Origin of the sequence: Microbacterium sorbitolivorans, assembly GCF_003327285.1 — a bacterium.
In the GTDB taxonomy this organism is placed as follows: Bacteria; Actinomycetota; Actinomycetes; order Actinomycetales; family Microbacteriaceae; genus Microbacterium; species Microbacterium sorbitolivorans.
Genome location: NZ_KZ848474.1, coordinates 17,361 through 32,716, shown reverse-complemented (window position 1 = coordinate 32,716; position 15,356 = coordinate 17,361). Strand labels below are relative to the sequence as shown.

General features: G+C 67.7%; 10 protein-coding genes. 1 reads left to right on the top strand and 9 read right to left on the bottom strand.

The window, feature by feature from the left end:
- Positions 1–149 precede the first annotated feature (149 nt).
- From DTO57_RS05950 to DTO57_RS05920, 7 genes are read right to left on the bottom strand one after another with little or no spacing between them, the layout of a single operon-like run.
- Positions 150–1,181, bottom strand: coding sequence for a hypothetical protein (locus DTO57_RS05950; RefSeq protein ID WP_114117325.1), 1,032 nt, complete (start codon positions 1,179–1,181; stop codon positions 150–152).
- Positions 1,178–2,953 (bottom strand): O-antigen ligase family protein, encoded by a 1,776-nt coding sequence (locus DTO57_RS05945; RefSeq protein ID WP_114117324.1) that lies wholly within the window; start codon positions 2,951–2,953, stop codon positions 1,178–1,180. The genes DTO57_RS05950 and DTO57_RS05945 overlap by 4 nt, the downstream gene beginning before the upstream one ends.
- A 27-nt stretch (positions 2,954–2,980) precedes the next feature.
- Complete coding sequence (glgX, locus tag DTO57_RS05940; RefSeq protein WP_114117323.1) at positions 2,981–4,897, bottom strand: glycogen debranching protein GlgX; 1,917 nt, start codon at positions 4,895–4,897, stop codon at positions 2,981–2,983.
- Complete coding sequence (gene glgA, locus DTO57_RS05935) at positions 4,894–6,285, bottom strand: glycogen synthase GlgA (RefSeq protein ID WP_114117322.1); 1,392 nt, start codon at positions 6,283–6,285, stop codon at positions 4,894–4,896. Before glgA ends, glgX begins: the two co-directional genes overlap by 4 nt.
- Positions 6,285–7,568 (bottom strand): glucose-1-phosphate adenylyltransferase, encoded by a 1,284-nt coding sequence (gene glgC / locus DTO57_RS05930; protein WP_114117321.1) that lies wholly within the window; start codon positions 7,566–7,568, stop codon positions 6,285–6,287. Before glgC ends, glgA begins: the two co-directional genes overlap by 1 nt.
- Entirely contained in the window at positions 7,565–9,451 is a 1,887-nt protein-coding gene (gene glgB, locus DTO57_RS05925; RefSeq protein WP_114117320.1) for a 1,4-alpha-glucan branching protein GlgB, read from the bottom strand. The genes glgC and glgB overlap by 4 nt, the downstream gene beginning before the upstream one ends.
- 9 nt (positions 9,452–9,460) lie before the next feature.
- Positions 9,461–11,827, bottom strand: a complete 2,367-nt coding sequence (locus DTO57_RS05920; RefSeq protein ID WP_114117319.1) for a glycogen/starch/alpha-glucan phosphorylase — start codon at positions 11,825–11,827, stop codon at positions 9,461–9,463.
- A 354-nt stretch (positions 11,828–12,181) separates the two neighbouring features.
- On the opposite strand from DTO57_RS05920, the gene DTO57_RS05915 reads away from it, so the two are divergent.
- The gene (locus DTO57_RS05915; RefSeq protein WP_373285662.1) at positions 12,182–12,607 is read left to right on the top strand and encodes a Dps family protein; all 426 of its coding nucleotides are present in this window, start codon (positions 12,182–12,184) and stop codon (positions 12,605–12,607) included.
- A gap of 7 nt (positions 12,608–12,614) precedes the next feature.
- On the opposite strand, the gene DTO57_RS05910 is transcribed toward DTO57_RS05915, so the two are convergent.
- A complete protein-coding gene (locus DTO57_RS05910) occupies positions 12,615–14,087 on the bottom strand; it encodes a glycosyltransferase family 2 protein (RefSeq protein ID WP_229730427.1) in 1,473 nt (490 codons plus the stop codon).
- Positions 14,084–15,229 carry a hypothetical protein gene (locus DTO57_RS14665; protein WP_229730425.1) on the bottom strand — a complete coding sequence of 382 codons (1,146 nt, stop codon included), beginning with the start codon at positions 15,227–15,229 and terminating at the stop codon, positions 14,084–14,086. The genes DTO57_RS05910 and DTO57_RS14665 overlap by 4 nt, the downstream gene beginning before the upstream one ends.
- Between the last annotated feature and the right edge of the window lie 127 nt (positions 15,230–15,356).

Genomic DNA, 15,356 nt, shown 5'->3' with positions numbered 1-15,356 from the left:
TCTCGCGGAACCTGGCCAAACCCAACCCCGCGAGATCACACTCTTTTCCCGAGAGAACACGAAAAAGAGTGAGACCTCGCGAAAAGAGTGCGATCTCGCGGAGATGAGGGGCCCACCGAAGCGGGAACCGTGACCCGGGGGCGTAGCCCCTAGGCCGAAGGCGCAGCGCCGTCGGAGCCGTGGGAGGCCTCGATGAACACCGACCGCACCTCGGCGTCGAAGGTGTCGCGCTCGCGGGGGATCCGCGCCCGGTAGTCGGCCTGGGCCGCGTGGGCCGCGGCCGGATCCGCCAGCACCGCGTCGTAGGCACGCTTCGCGTTCGCGACGATGTCCGGCAGCACGTCGATCTTGTGCGCCTGCGGCAGCGGCACGTCCACCCCGTTCGCGGCCGCGCCGCGGTTGGCGACCAGCACGATGGATCCGGCCAGCGCCGCCTCTCGCGGCATCCGGTCCTTGCCCGGGTGGGCGCCCAGGTCGAGGTACACCAGCGACGATTCCAGAGCCTCCGCGACCTCCGCGCCCGTCATGTTCTGCAGCGGCAGCAGCTCGATCCCCGGCCACCGCCGCGCAAACTCCGCCATGATCGGCCGCGACTTCGCCGGGTTGTAGGCAATCCGCGCGACGCGGCCCGACAGAGAGTCAGAAGTAACCCCCGCCGGCGTATAGTCACTCACCACCGACCCCACGCGCCCCAGGTGCGCGAACACGTGACTCCACGCGTAGTGCGACTGCGCCAGGTGCCCGACGCGCTGCAGCAGGGCGTCCTCTCCAGAGATCGCACCCCGGAAATACCGCTTCACCCGCCGCACCTGGAGCAGCGGGAACCGCGTGTTGCGCGTGCGCTCGATCGGCAGCAGCGAGGTGGTGTCGCGCTCTATCACGAAGCGGGGCGCGTAGTCGATCGAGAGCCACCAGACGTATCCCTGGGCCCGCCGCAGCGGCTTCAGCAGCATCGCCTGCGTCTCGGGCACGACCACGATGTTGCCGGCGGCGTCGTCGACGGCCCCGGCCTCGGGGGCGTCGTAGTGCGAGTATCGAGCAGCGCGGTCAGCAGTAGCCGTGCCCGGAATCGGCACCAAGTACGCGTCCTGCCCCTGCCGCCGCAGCGAGTCAACGAGCTGATGCAACGCCTCGGGCCCGCCGGTGGCGAGCCCGCGCGGGTAGTACACGTACGTCGTCATGCGAGGCCTTTCGAAGCGGAGCGACGGGTGCGCGTCAGCGCCAGCGCCGTCAGGAGCGCCGCGAACGGCAGCGTGTGGTTATCGCCCGCGTAGTTGGTGGTGTCGGCCATGCCGTGCAGCAGGATCCACGCCAGCGCGACGAAGATCGCGGCGCGCGCGATGGCCTCGGATCCGAACAGCGGCGACCATTTCGGTGCGGACGAGTGGTTGGCGGATCCGCGGCGCGCGGGCACCGATTCGGGCCCGCGTCGCGCCTCGCCGATGCGGCGGATGGCCGCGCCGAGTGGCATCAGCATGACGGCGACGACGAGCACGAGCGACATGATGCCGGCGTCGGTCCACGCCTGCAGGAAGATGTTGTGCGGCGGCCACACCTGCGTGGCGACGCCGGGGAAGTAGAACGGCCATTCCTCGACGATGTGGAATCGCCAATTGCCGAAGCCGAAGCCCGTGAACCACCGCTCCGGGAAGGACGCGGCGACCATCCGCCACAGCCCGACGCGGTCGTTGAGGGTGCTCGACTCGAGCAGGTCGGGCCGCTTGATCAGCACGGCGGTGACGCCCGCGGCCGCGACGAGCACCGCGACGACGCCGACGATCGCGCCCGCGAGCGGCCGCCGCGCGGTCCACCCGATGTACAGCGCGACGATCGGCAGGCCGACAAGCAGCACGAGCGCGGTCTTGGATCCGGTCGCCACCAGCGCCGCGACCGACACGATCGCCATCGCGCCGTGCGCCGCGAGCAACAGGTGCCGCGCGCGCGGCGAGAAGGCGCCCGCGCGGGCGATAGCGGATCCGCGCACCGCGGAAACCCGCACCGGATCGGTATCGACGCGGCCGGATCCGGTATCGCGGACGCGCTCCGCGCCCGCCAAAGAACCAGAGCCAGACACAGTAACCGAAGCCCGAAGCTCCCCCCGCCCAAACCCGGTCTGCGCGGGCAACGCAACACGCAAAGAAGCCACCACGGCCCACACCGCCACACAGCTAGCCACCCCAAAGAACAGCGACGCGGTGTTGCCGTTGAGGAACACGCCGCCCGCCTTCGACGGGTCGAGCACATTCTGGAAGTTCGTGAGGTCGTCGGTGATGAAGAGGCCCTGCAGGTATCCGGTGGATCCGGAGGGGCTCGCGACCGAGGCGAAGATGCCGAGCGACCGGATGGGGTCGAGGGCGATGTCGATCTCGCTCTGCGAGACGAGGATGACGTCGGGCTCTGAGAAGAGGTGTGCGACGGGGGAGAGCAGGTAGCTGCCCTCGAGGCGCGGGAAGAGGCGGAACAGCACGACGAGCAGGCCCGACACGATGACGGCGGGCGACCCGACCGCGACGGCGACGGGTGCCCCGGCGGGGTCGTGCCGTACGACGTCGAGCGCGAGCAGGAACACGGTCAGCAGGGCGAGCGAGAAGATCACGGCGTATCCGGCCGAGCCGAGCTTCTCCGACCACAGCACGGCGACGGCCTGCCAGATCGCGAGCGCGCCGAGCAGGATGCCCCAGACAAACGCCGCCCCGCGGATCGCCCGCGTGCGCCAGAACGCCACGGGCAGCAGCGTGCAGGTCAGCAGTAGCGCGCCCGAGGTGAAGCCGAAGGGCCCGAAGAGCTGCACGACGCCGGCAACGAGGGTCGCGGCAAGAAGCCACCGCGTGCGCACCTTAAATGCGAGCGTGGCGATCACGATCGCTCCGATCGCGACGGCGCCCAGAATCAGAACGATCTGGACGGTCGAGTGCGAATCAAGAAACGACGGATCCGTCTGTTGCCTCAGCACGAGCCTCCCCTTTTTGCCGTCTTCGGCCTATCTATAGTACGCAGAGGCCACAAATCCCCCGGAGAGCACGACGAGTGTCTCTTCGGGCACCACGATCGTTCGGGCCGTGAGGGCGGCGGATCCGGACGAGTCGAGCTCGACCGCCCAGCGTCCCGCGGGCAGGTCGACGGTGGTCGCGCACCCGAGGTTCACGACGATCGCGACGGATCCGTCAATCGCCTCGCCGTCCGGGTCGCCTGCGGCGCCGCGGAGGACCGCGACGATCGTGCGGAAATCGGGATCCTGCCAGTCCTCGTCCTCGACGAGGTTGCCGTCGGCGCGCAGCCACGTGACGTCGCGACCGAAGGTGGCGCGCTCGCCGCCGTGCAGGAACGCGCGCTGGCGCAGGATCGGCAGGCGGGCGCGGGTCGCGAGCGCATCCCGCACAAAATCAGCGAGGGAAACACCAGACCACGACACCCACCCCACCTCGTTGTCCTGCGCGTACGCGTTGTTATTGCCGCCCTGCGAGTTGCCGGCCTCGTCGCCCGCGAGCAGCATTGGCACGCCCTGCGACACGGCGAGGGTCGCGATCATGCCGCGCATGCGCCGCTCGCGCCGCGCCAGGACGTCGGGGTCCGACGACAAACCCTCCGCGCCCCCGTTCGACGAGAAGTTCTCGGAGTGCCCGTCGTTGCCGTCTTCGCGGTTGTCGAGGTTGTGTTTCTGTTCGTACGAGACGAGGTCGGCGAGGGTGAACCCGTCGTGCGCCGTGATGAAGTTGACCGACGTGTGGGCGGTGCGGCCCGAGTGGTCGAACTCGGCGGCGGATCCGAGAAGCCGCGCCGAGAGCGCGGACAGCATGAGCGGATCCCCGCGCCAGGCGCGGCGCACGTCGTCGCGGAAGCGGTCGTTCCACTCGCGCCACGGGTGCGGGAACGCGCCGAGCTGATACCCGCCGGGCCCGATGTCCCACGGCTCGGCGATAAGGATGAGGTTTGAGAGCACCGGATCCTGCCCGACCGCCTGGAAGAAGGCGGCGCGCGAATCGAAGCCGCCGGCGGAGCGCCCGAGCGTCGCCGCGAGGTCGAAGCGGAACCCGTCGATGCCGTAGCGCGTGGCCCAGTGCCGCAGGCTGTCGAGGATGAGGCGCAGCACGAGGGGCTCCTCGGCCGCGACGGTGTTGCCGGTGCCGGCGTCGTTGACGTATTCCCCGTCGTGCATACGGTACGCCTGCGGTGCGAGGCCCTTGAGCGAGAGGACGGGCCCGCCGTGCCCGCCCTCGCCCGTGTGGTTGTAGACGACATCGACGATCACGGCGATGCCCTCGGCGTGCATCGCGTTCACGAGCGCCAAGACCTCGGCCTCGGCGTCCTCGTGCGCGTAGCGGGGCTCGGGCGCGTGCCACGCGATGGGCTGGTAGCCCCAGTAGTTCGTGAGGCCGTTCGCGACGACGTGGTCATCGTCGATGAAGGCCTGGATCGGCAGCAGCTCGAGCGCCGTGACGCCGAGTGACGCCAGGTACGGCGCCATGAGCGCGGCCCCGGCATACGTGCCCCGAAGCTCAGAAGGGATGTCGGAGCGTAGCGCCGTCAGCCCCTTCACGTGTGCCTCGTAGATCACGAGATCGCCTGAGAAAGACCAAGAAGGCGTGGAAGAAGGAGTCCGCACGATTCCGTACGGCACCGGCTCCCCGGCGACGAGCCGCCCGTCGATCGCGACGGCGTACGGATCCACGAGGAGCGTGTGCGGGTCGAGCCCCGGCCCCGCGGCGCGGATCCCGTAGCGGGTGCCGTCGACGACGTCGGCGACGGATCCGTGCCATATGCCGCCCTCGACATATGGCAGTCGGGTGCGGTCTTCGCGTCCGTCGTCGGTGACGCGGCAGAACCACACTCGGTCGGCCGCCGGCGCCCACACGGCGACGTCGGCACCGGTGTCGGTGAGGGTAACGCCTAGCTTCATAGGAGCGAGGAGAAGAGCTCGGCGTAGGCGGCGGCCGACGATCCCCAGTCGAGGCGCCGGGCCATCGCGGCCTGGCGCATCTCGTCGAACGCCGGCGTTCCATAAGAAGAGAGCGCCCGCGAGAGCGCATCGGCGAGGCCTGCAGAAGAGATGTCGTCGAACACGAAGCCCGTTACGCCATCGTCGACCGAGTCGCGCAGGCCGCCGGTCGAGGCGACGACCGGCAGTGCGCCGTAGCGCAGCCCGTACATTTGCGTGAGCCCGCACGGCTCGAAGCGCGAGGGCACGAGCACGAGGTCGCCGCCGGCGTAGAGGCGGTGGCTGAGGGCCTCGTCGTATCCGATCTTGACCCCGACCGACGACGAGCGCATGTTGAGCAGCGCCTCCTCGTAGCCCGGCTCGCCGGATCCGAGGATGGCGACGGCGCCGCCGGCGTCGAGGAACGACGGCAGTGCCTCGAGCAGCATGTCGATGCCCTTCTGGTGCGTGAGGCGCGTGACGACGACCGCGAGGGGGCCCGAGTGTGGGGCGAGCCCGAACTCCTCCAGCAGCTCGGCGCGCGCGAGCGCCTTGCCCTCGAGCGAGGCAGACGAGAACGGCACCGTGAACGGGTCGTGTGCGGGATCCCAGACGCCCGTATCGATACCATTCAGGATGCCGTGCATCTCGCCGCGCTCGGCGCGCATGGTGACGACGCCCTCGAGCCCGAAGCCGAACTCGGGGGTCTGGAGCTCTGCCGCATAGGTCGGGCTCACGGTCGTGACGCGGCTGGCATGCATCATGCCGGCCTTCAGCGCGCTGACGTTGCCGTAGTACTCCAGCGCTTCGGGGTGGAAGTCCCACGCCGGCAGCAGCAGCCGGCCCAACTGATCCGGGCCGAAGATGCCCTGGAAGGCGATGTTGTGGATCGTCATGACCGACGGCACGGTGGATTCGGCGTACTTCAGGTAGGAGGGCGTGAGCCCCGCCTGCCAGTCGTGCGCGTGCACGACGTCGGGGCGCCAGCGATCCGACAGCCCCTCGATCGCGATGCGCGAGGCCACCCAGCTGAGCGCGGCGAAGCGCACATGCTCGTCGCCGTGCGACTCGTACGGCCCGCCCGGCCGGTCGAACAGGTGCGGGGCGTCGAGCAGAAGAACCGGGAAGTCGTCGATCGTCGTCGCCCGCACCGACGCCGGACCGCCGAACAAGTCATCGGTGCGCCAGAGCCTGCGCGAGCGCGGCATCCGCCCGATGACCGACGGGTAGGCGGGCAGCAACACCCGCGAGTGCCAGCCGAGCGGCGCGAGCGCCGCCGGCAGCGCGCCCACGACGTCGGCGAGGCCGCCCGTCTTGATGAGCGGCGCGCACTCGGAGGCGACCGAGAGGACGCGCCGCTTGCGCGCCATCACAGCCCGAGTGTGGCGGCCCGGCGGTCGAGCATCGCCTGCGTGATGAGGGTGACGCCGCCCGCCGTGCGGCGGAACCAGCGCGAATCCTCTTCCGGATCCTCGCCGACGATGAGCCGTTCGGGGATCTGCACGCGCGAGTCGATGACGGCACGGCTGAGGCGCGCCCCGCGGCCCACGTCGACGTAGGGAAGCGACACGACCTCGTTCAGTTCGGAGAACGAGTGCACGCGGTTGCCCGTGAAGAGCAGCGAGTTGTGCACATCGGATCCGGAGATGATGCAGTTGCCCGAGATGAGCGACTGGATCGCCTGGCCGCGGCGGCCCACGTCGTCGTGGATGAACTTGGCGGGCGGGCTCTGCTCCGAGTACGTCCAGATCGCCCACTCGTTGTCGTAGACGTCGAGCGCCGGCACGAATTCGGTGAGGTCGACGTTGGCGCGCCAGAAGGCGTCGATCGTGCCCACGTCGCGCCAGTAGGGGCGGGTCTCGAGGCCCGTCATGACGCACGAGTCGCTGAAGCGGTGCGCGTAGGCGCCGCCCGCGCTGACGATTTGCGGGATGATGTCATGCCCGAAGTCGTGGCCCGAGGTATCGTCTTCGGCGTCTGCCAGCAGCAGCGAGCGCAAGAGCGACCACTTGAAGACGTAGATGCCCATCGACGCGAGAGCCTGGCTCGGGTCGCCAGGGATGCTCGGCGGATCCTTCGGCTTCTCGAGGAAGTCGGTGATCTTGCCGGAGGCGTCGGTCGCCATGACGCCGAACGCGCTGGCCTCGTGGCGGGGCACCTCGATGCACCCGATCGTCACGTCGGCGCCCGTCTCGGCGTGCTGGCGCAGCATGATCTCGTAGTCCATCTTGTAGACGTGGTCGCCCGCGAGGATGATCACGTACTCGACGTCGTAGTCGTCGACGATGTCGATGTTCTGCGTGACGGCGTCGGCGGTGCCGAGGTACCACTTGTTCTCGGCGACGCGCTGGCTGGCGGGCAGGATGTCGAGGTACTCGCCGCGCTCGGCGCGGAAGAAGCTCCAGCCGCGCTGCATGTGGCGAATGAGCGAGTGCGCCTTGTACTGCGTCGCGATCGCCATCTTGCGGATGCCCGAGTTGTAGGCGTTCGAGAGCGGGAAGTCGATGATGCGGCTGTTGCCGCCGAAATGCACGGCCGGTTTCGCTCGTCGATCGGTGAGCTCTTCCAGGCGGGATCCGCGCCCGCCCGCGAGCACGAAGGCCATCGCCTGATCGGCGAGCCGGGTGGGCTTGCGCGGCTTCGAGTCAGTCATGATCGTTCCTCCACAAAATAGATGGCCGAGAGGGGCGGGAGAGTGAGCAGTGCCGATTGGGCCTCGTTACCGGTCGGCACCGGCTCGGTTTCGATCGCGCCGCCGTGGCCGCGATCGCCGCCGCCATAGGCCGCGGAGTCGGTGTTGAGCGCCTCGGTCCAGCGGCCCGCGATGGGGAAGCCGACGCGGTAACCGGTGCGCTCGACGGGGGTGAGGTTGAGCACGACGACGACGTGCGGGTCGCCGGGCTCGCCGCGGCGCAGCCAGGCGTAGACCTGGTCGTCGACGGCGTCGACGAGCAGCCACTGAAAACCGGATCCGTCGGTGTCGCGCACATGCAGCGCGGGCTGGGCGCGGTACAGGCGGTTGAGGTCGCGCACGACCGCCTGCACGCCTGCGTGGCCGGGGTCGTGCAGCACGCCCCAGTCGAGCTCCGCGTCGTGGTTCCACTCGGCGGGCTGCCCGAACTCCTGCCCCATGAACAGCAGTTTCTTGCCCGGCATGCCCCACATGTAGGCGTAAAAGGCCTTCAGGTTGCCGAGCTTGTCGGCGTGCGAGCCGGGCATGCGGCCGTACATCGAGCCCTTGCCGTGCACGACCTCGTCGTGGCTGATGGGCAGCAGGAACTTCTCGCTGAACGCGTACGTCAGGCCGAAGGTCAACAGGTCTGAGTGGTACGAGCGGTAGATCGGATCCTTGCCGAAGTAGGTGAGCGAGTCGTTCATCCACCCGAGGTTCCACTTGTAGTCGAACCCGAGCCCGCCGTCGTGCACCTCGGTCGTGACGCCGGGGAAAGCGGTCGATTCCTCGGCGATCATGACGCCCGAGGATCCGACGGCGAAGTTCGTCTGGCGCAGGAAGCTCATCGCCTCGTAGTTTTCGCGCCCGCCGTCGCGGTTCGGGATCCACTCGCCCTCGTTCCGCGAGTAGTCGCGGTAGAGCATGCTCGCCACGGCGTCGACGCGCAGGCCGTCGAGGTGGTATTCCTCGAGCCAGTACAGCGCGTTCGCGACGAGGTAGCCCGAGACCTCGCGGCGGCCGTAGTTGTAGAGGAAGGTGTTCCAATCGGGGTGGAAGCCCTGGCGCGGGTCGAGGTGCTCGTAGAGCGCCGTGCCGTCGAAGCGGCCGAGCCCGTGCTCGTCGGTGGGGAAGTGGCCGGGCACCCAGTCGGCGATCACGCCGAGGCCGGCGCCGTGGGCGGCGTCGACGAACGCCGCGAACTCGGCCGGCGTGCCGTAGCGGATCGTCGGCGCGTAGAGCCCGACGGGCTGGTAGCCCCAGGATCCGTCGAAGGGATGTTCCGAGATCGGCATGACCTCGATGTGGGTGAAGCCCATGTCGGCGGCGTAGTCGACGAGCGCGGTCGCGTGCTCGAGGTACGAGAGCGGGCGGCCGCCCTCCGCGCGCCGCCAGGATCCGAGGTGCACCTCGTACACCGACACCGGCTGGTCGGCCGCGGCCGCCCGCCGCGCGTCCCACGACTGGTGCTGCCACGCGTACGTGCCGAGCCGGCGCACGATCGAGGCGGTCGCGGGCGGGTGCTCGGATCCGAAGCCGACGGGGTCGGCCTTTTGCGGCAGCTTCACGCCGTCGCGGTCGCGGAGCTCGTACTTGTACGCCGCGCCCTCGCCGATGCCCGGAACGAACGCCTGCCACACGCCGGTGGATCCGTGCGGGGTCATCGGGTAGGCGTCGGCCGCCCACAGCGAGAAGTCACCGACGACCGAGACGGCCGAGGCGTTTGGCGCCCAGACGGCGAACTTCACCCCGTCCACGCCGTTGACCGTCGAGGGGTGCGCGCCCAAGACCTGCCAGAGTCGGCGGTGGGTTCCCTCCGCCAGGAGATACTCGTCGAGTTCGCCGAGTTCGATGTCATCGCCCATGGGTGTTCCTTAGAATGTGGGGCCGACGTTCCAGATCTCGCTCATGTACTCGCGGATCGCGCGGTCTGAGCTAAAGAATCCCATTCGTGCGATGTTCAGCACTGCCTTGCGCTGCCACTCTTGCGGCTCGCGATACGTCTGGTCTACCACCTGCTGGGCCGAATCGTAAGCGTCGAAATCGCTCGCGACGAGGAACCAGTCGCTGTTCCAGACCAGGTCGAGAATGCCGGCGTACCGGCCGGGCTCGTCGGGGCTGAAGGCGCCGGCCGCGATGGCGTCGAGCACCTCGCGCAGCACGCAGCTGGCCTCGATGGCGGCGCGGGCGTGGCCCTCCTGTTCGCGGCGCTCGGCGACCTCTTCGGTCGTCAGGCCAAATAAGAAGAAGTTGTCGGGGCCGACCTCGTCGCGGATCTCGACGTTGGCGCCGTCGAGCGTGCCGATCGTGAGGGCGCCGTTGAGGGCGAACTTCATGTTGCCCGTGCCCGAGGCCTCCATTCCGGCGGTCGAGATCTGCTCGGACAGGTCGGCGGCGGGGATGAGCTTCTCGGCTGCCGTGACGTTGTAGTTCGGCACGAAGACGATGCGCAGCAGATCCTTCGTCTCGGGGTCGTTGTTGACGACCTCGGCGACGTCGTTGACGAGGCGGATGATGTCTTTCGCCACGGCGTAGCTCGGCGCGGCCTTACCGCCGAAGATCTTGACGCGCGGCACCCAGGCGCCTTGCGGATCCTTCTTGATCTGCTGGTAGCGCGAGATCGTCCACAGGATGTTCAGCAGCTGGCGCTTGTACTCGTGGATGCGCTTGATCTGCGCGTCGTAGAGCGCGTCGTGGGGCATGTCGATGCCGTGGGTCTCGCGGGCCCAGTCGAGGAAGACCTGCTTGGCGGCGTGCTTGGCGCGGCCGAAGGCGTCGAGGAACGCTGGGTCGTCGGCGTGGGCTTCGAGGGCGCGCAGGCGATCGAGGTCGGTCTCCCACCCGGATCCGATGGTCTCGGTGATGAGGTTCGCGAGAGCCGGGTTCGCGAGCTTCAGCCAGCGACGCGGGGTGATGCCGTTCGTGACGTTGACGATGCGGCCGGGCTCGAGCTCGTCGAGGGCCTCGAACAGGTCGGTCTTGACGAGCTCGGAGTGCAGGGCCGAGACGCCGTTGACGCGGTGGCTCGTCCACGCGGCGAGGTCGCCCATGCGCACCTGGCCGTGGTCGATGAGGTGCACGTTGTCGGCGGCGGGGCCGTAGGTCGTGTGGATCCGCGCGTCGAGCTTCTCGATGATCTGCAGGTGGCGGGGCAGCAGCGAGCCCATGAGGTCGACCGACCAGTGCTCGAGGGCCTCGGGCAGCAGGGTGTGGTTGGTGTAGCCGAGCACGTCGACGGCGACGTCGGCCGCGCGGTCGAAGCTGAAGCCGTGCTCGTCGATCAGCAGGCGGATGAGCTCGGGGCCCGCGATGGCGGGGTGGGTGTCGTTCATCTGGATGGCGACGAACTCGGGCAGGCGCTCGAGGTCGGTGTGGCTGCTCGTGAATCGCTCCAGAAGGTCCTGCACCGAGGCGGAGGTCAGGAAGTATTCCTGCGAGAGGCGCAGGCGCTTGCCGAGGTCGGTCTCGTCGGCGGGGTAGAGCACGCGGCTCAGGGTCTTCGCCCACGTCTCGGCGTCGGCGGCGCCGAAGAAGTCGCCCGAGTTGAAGCGGCCGAGATCCAGCAGGTTGGCGTCTGCGGTGGCGGCCCAGAGGCGCAGGGTATTGACCCAGCGTCCGCCGTATCCGGCGACGGGGGTGTCGAAGGCGCCCGCGACGATCGACGATTCGGGGTTCCAGGTTTCGCCGTCGAGGGATCCGCCGAACGAGACCCGGTGGGTCGTCTCGGGCTTGCCGAGGCTCCAGGGCGAGCCGTCGCCGAGCCACTCGTCGGGGTGCTCGACCTGGCGGCCCTCGTCGAACGACTGGCGGAAGAGGCCGCGCTCGTAGCGCAGGCCGTAGCCGTAGGCCGGCAGGCCGAGGGTCGACATCGATTCGAGATAGCAGGCGGCGAGGCGGCCGAGGCCGCCGTTGCCGAGCGCCGGATCCGGTTCGCCGGCGACGAGATCGGCGAAGCTGACGCCGAGGCTGTCGAGGGCGACGACCGCCTCGGTGCGCACGCCGAGGTTGATGGCGGCGTCTTCGATGAGGCGGCCCGTGAGGAACTCCATCGACAGGTAGTAGACACGCTTGCGGTCTTCGTCGGTGGCGCGTTTTTCGGCCTCGAGCCACGGATCCATGGCGAGATCGCGCAGCGCGAGCGAGAGCGCGGTGCGCCAGTCTGCCAGCGCGGCCTGACTCTCGCTAATACCGAGCGAGTAGCGCAGGTGGCGCAGAATCGATGAGCGGATCTGGTCGGACATGGGCGCTCCCCGAGGTCACATGATGGGCGAGCAACACGCCCGCTTGCGGCACATCATAGACATGGCCGGGGACGCCGATGTTAACCCTCGGTTTCGGTGTCGCGGAAGCCGTAGGCCATACTTCGCCGCCATTAACAGCGCTCTGCGCTCTGTGCAAGGGGCCTGGGATGCATTGCCGCTTCTCGATAATCTGCGTGTGACCCCTTTTCACGCTCGACGTCGAAGGAGAAGCCCATGGCATCGAACAACACCGCAACGACGAAGAACAAGCGCCGCCCCTCGAAGGGCGCGGGGCTCACGAAGGAACAGAACGCAGAGCATGGTTTCACCGCGTCGAAGACGCTGAGCGAAAACATGCAGAAGGTTCTGGTTGACCTGATCGAGCTCGCGTCGCAGGGAAAGCAGGCGCACTGGAACGTCGTCGGCACGAACTTCCGCGACACGCACCGTCAGCTCGACGAGATCATCGACGCGGCGCGCGGGTTCAGCGATTCGATCGCCGAGCGAATGCGCGCGCTCCATGCCCTGCCGGATGGACGAAGCGACACGGTCGCAGAGACGACGACGCTTCCAGAGCTCCCGCACGGTGAGCTCTTCACGACCGACGTGATCGATCTCGTGACGGAGCGACTCGAAGCCGTGACGTCGACGTGCCGTGAGGTGCACGACGCCGTCGACGAGGAAGACCCGACCACCGCCGACATGCTGCACGAGATCCTCGAAGTTCTCGAACAGTTCGCGTGGATGGTCAGCGCGGAGAACCGCAAGCCCGCCGCATAGGAAGGGGCTATCCGGCCTGGCCGTCTGCGTCGTCGACGTGGGCGGTCAGGCCGTGTTCGGTCTTCTCCCAATAGTGGGGCTTCACGATGAGCTGCCACAGCGCCTTGTATGAGGCAATCGAGTGAAGCACCCAGTAGACGGGGTTAACCAAGGCCCACGGAACGAGGTGGAAGCTGCCACGCTTGTACGGGCCCATCATGGTGACGTACACCATGAGCGCCGAGCCGACAACGAAGTTGAGCAGCGCCAGCCACAGCACGGGCACCGGCAGGAGGCCGGAGAGCACCTCCGGTGGGAGGAAGAGCGAGACGGCCGTGAGCGCGTAGAACGGCAACACCGCGAGGAACGTGATGGGCGTTCCTGCGATCAGCAACGCGAAGGCGGAGAATTTCACGACGCCGACCTCGCGGATCAGCTGCACAGGGCGCCGTGCGTGGACGAGCGACGTCTGCAAGTAGCCCTTGATCCAGCGCGAGCGCTGTCGGATGAAGTTCGGAATTGAGGTATTGGCCTCTTCCATCGTCGTCGAGTCGATCACCCCGACGCGATATCCGAGCGCACTCGCGCGGATCCCAAGGTCGGCGTCTTCGGTGACGTTGTAGGGATCCCAACCGCCGAGCTCGCGCAGCGCGTCGACGCGGAAATGGTTGGACGTGCCGCCGAGCGGGATGGGCAGGCGATCGTGCTCGAGGCCGGGGAGCATGTAATCGAACCAGTACGAGTACTCGAGCGTAAACATCCGCGTGAGCGGGTTCTCGCGGTCGTTAAAGTAGTTCAGCGCTGCCTGCACGACGGCGACCTCTTCACCGTTCTGCTCGAACGCGATGAGCGCCTTCTTTAGCTGGTCCGGGTCGGGGCGATCTTCCGCGTCGTAGATCACAAGGTAGTCACCGTGTGCGAGCGCCAGGCCCACGTTGCACGCACGCGGTTTGGTCTGGGGGTGCCCCTTGGGTACGCGGACGACGCGGAAGTGCGCGGGCGGATTCGATGCGGCGATCGCGTCGCGCGTCTCCTGATCCTCTTCCTCCGTGAGGATCATCACCTCCAACTTGTCGGTGGGGTAGTCGAGCGCACCCAAATTGCGCACGAGCTGGCCCACGATGTTGGCCTCGCGGAACACGGGGACGAGCACGGTGTAGACCGGCAGATCTTCATCGCGAAGTTCGGCGATCTGCGCCGATGAAATTCGCTCGATCACGTCGTAGCGGGCACCGCGCACCGAGACGATGAACTTGAAGGCGGTGGCGGCGAGGAACGCGAGGCTGAAGAGGATGAGGAACGCCTGCAGTAGTTTGCTCGGCCAGAAAATACCCACCAGAACGATGATGACGATCGCGATCGCGCCGCCGATCTTCTGCGCGGTGGAGAGGACATACTTGCCCGATCGCAGCCGATCGTGTTCGTACAGCCGCTCGGCTGCGTCGTGGGCAATCTGATCCGAGGGGACAATCGGCGTCGAGGGGGAAACCTGCCCGGTCATGCGATGCCTCCGGTAAATGAAACGAACCACTCGACAATTGGTGCGCGCACGAGACCCGTGACCCAGCCGAGCACGATGAAGGCACACAGCACGATGCTTACACCGGTGCGCCGAAGTCGCCCGCTTAGGCTGGGGAGTAGCGTGACGATAATCATCGTCGTGGTCAGCAGAACGTAGCCCACGCCCTGCAACGGAACGAGCCCGAGCACGCGCCCGAGCAGAATTGCGACGAGCACGAGGGGCGCAATGAACGCGAGGACGTATCTGCGGCCCAGGGCCGCGACGGCGGCGCCGAAGAGCGCGGCGAGAAGAGTCGTCCATCCGCCCGGTGTCGTGAAGAGCGTCGCGAAGACCGACCAGTTTTCGGGGGAGTAGATGATGGCTCGCGAGTAGAGCGCGAACGGATCGTTCAGGTAGATCGCCTGCATCAACATGATGGTGACCGCGGCCGCGATCGTGGGGTAGAAGATTACCGCGATGTTCGCCAGGCGCGCGCCTCGTTCGTTGGCCCGCGCGACGGTCAGCGCCGGTGCCGTCAACATCGCGACCACGATGAGGAGGAGACCCGACGGATCCACGAGCGAGCAGATTAAGAACCAGACGCCCGCGCGGAAGCCGGCATCGGTGTTCCTGCGCATGATGAATCGGTACATCTCGATGGTGCCGTAGCTGAACGCGGCGAGGCCGAGAAAGCCGAGGAGGTCGCCGACAACGAGGTAGGCGAAGACCGGGTTGCCGCCAACAGCGAGCACTGTCAGCACGATGTTCCGACGCTGCCAGTGGCGCTCGCGCAGCGTCTGGATCAGGTACTGCAGGAACCAACCTGCGGCGAGCGCGCCGACGATGCTGAGGCCGGCGGCCCCGCCAGGAATCAGCTTCACGAGCAGGGTTCCGAATGGCGGATAGAGGTCTGCGACCCAGTTGAGGTCGGCGCGGCCCCAGTCGATCGTGTCGACGCGCGCCTCGACGGTTCCGTTGACGCTGCGAGAGAGGAGACCGGAATCCTGAATCAGCAAAACGGCGATGACGACGAAGGGCGCCGCGAGCCCCGCGCGTAACAGCCAGCGGCTCCAGGGCTTCGCCGGGAACGGTTCGTTGACACGTCGTCTCGTCGCTGTCGGCATCGGGGCTCGGAAGGTCATGGAATCAAGTTCTTCTGCGCGGGACGTACGCTCAAGTCAAGCCACCCGGCGGGGCATAACATGACGATGTAGGGCACACTTCGAGCTTAGGCCAGCCGTTTCAGTTTGGTGGTTGCGCTCGCTGATG

Coding starts and splice junctions, on each gene's coding strand:
- DTO57_RS05950 (WP_114117325.1), bottom strand. CDS start 1,181: ATGACGACGTACGTGTACTACCCGCGCGGGCTCGCCACCGGCGGGCCC.
- glgX (WP_114117323.1), bottom strand. CDS start 4,897: ATGAAGCTAGGCGTTACCCTCACCGACACCGGTGCCGACGTCGCCGTG.
- glgA (WP_114117322.1), bottom strand. CDS start 6,285: ATGGCGCGCAAGCGGCGCGTCCTCTCGGTCGCCTCCGAGTGCGCGCCG.
- glgC (WP_114117321.1), bottom strand. CDS start 7,568: ATGACTGACTCGAAGCCGCGCAAGCCCACCCGGCTCGCCGATCAGGCG.
- glgB (WP_114117320.1), bottom strand. CDS start 9,451: ATGGGCGATGACATCGAACTCGGCGAACTCGACGAGTATCTCCTGGCG.
- DTO57_RS05920 (WP_114117319.1), bottom strand. CDS start 11,827: ATGTCCGACCAGATCCGCTCATCGATTCTGCGCCACCTGCGCTACTCG.
- DTO57_RS05915 (WP_373285662.1), top strand. CDS start 12,182: ATGCAGAAGGTTCTGGTTGACCTGATCGAGCTCGCGTCGCAGGGAAAG.
- DTO57_RS05910 (WP_229730427.1), bottom strand. CDS start 14,087: ATGACCGGGCAGGTTTCCCCCTCGACGCCGATTGTCCCCTCGGATCAG.
- DTO57_RS14665 (WP_229730425.1), bottom strand. CDS start 15,229: ATGACCTTCCGAGCCCCGATGCCGACAGCGACGAGACGACGTGTCAAC.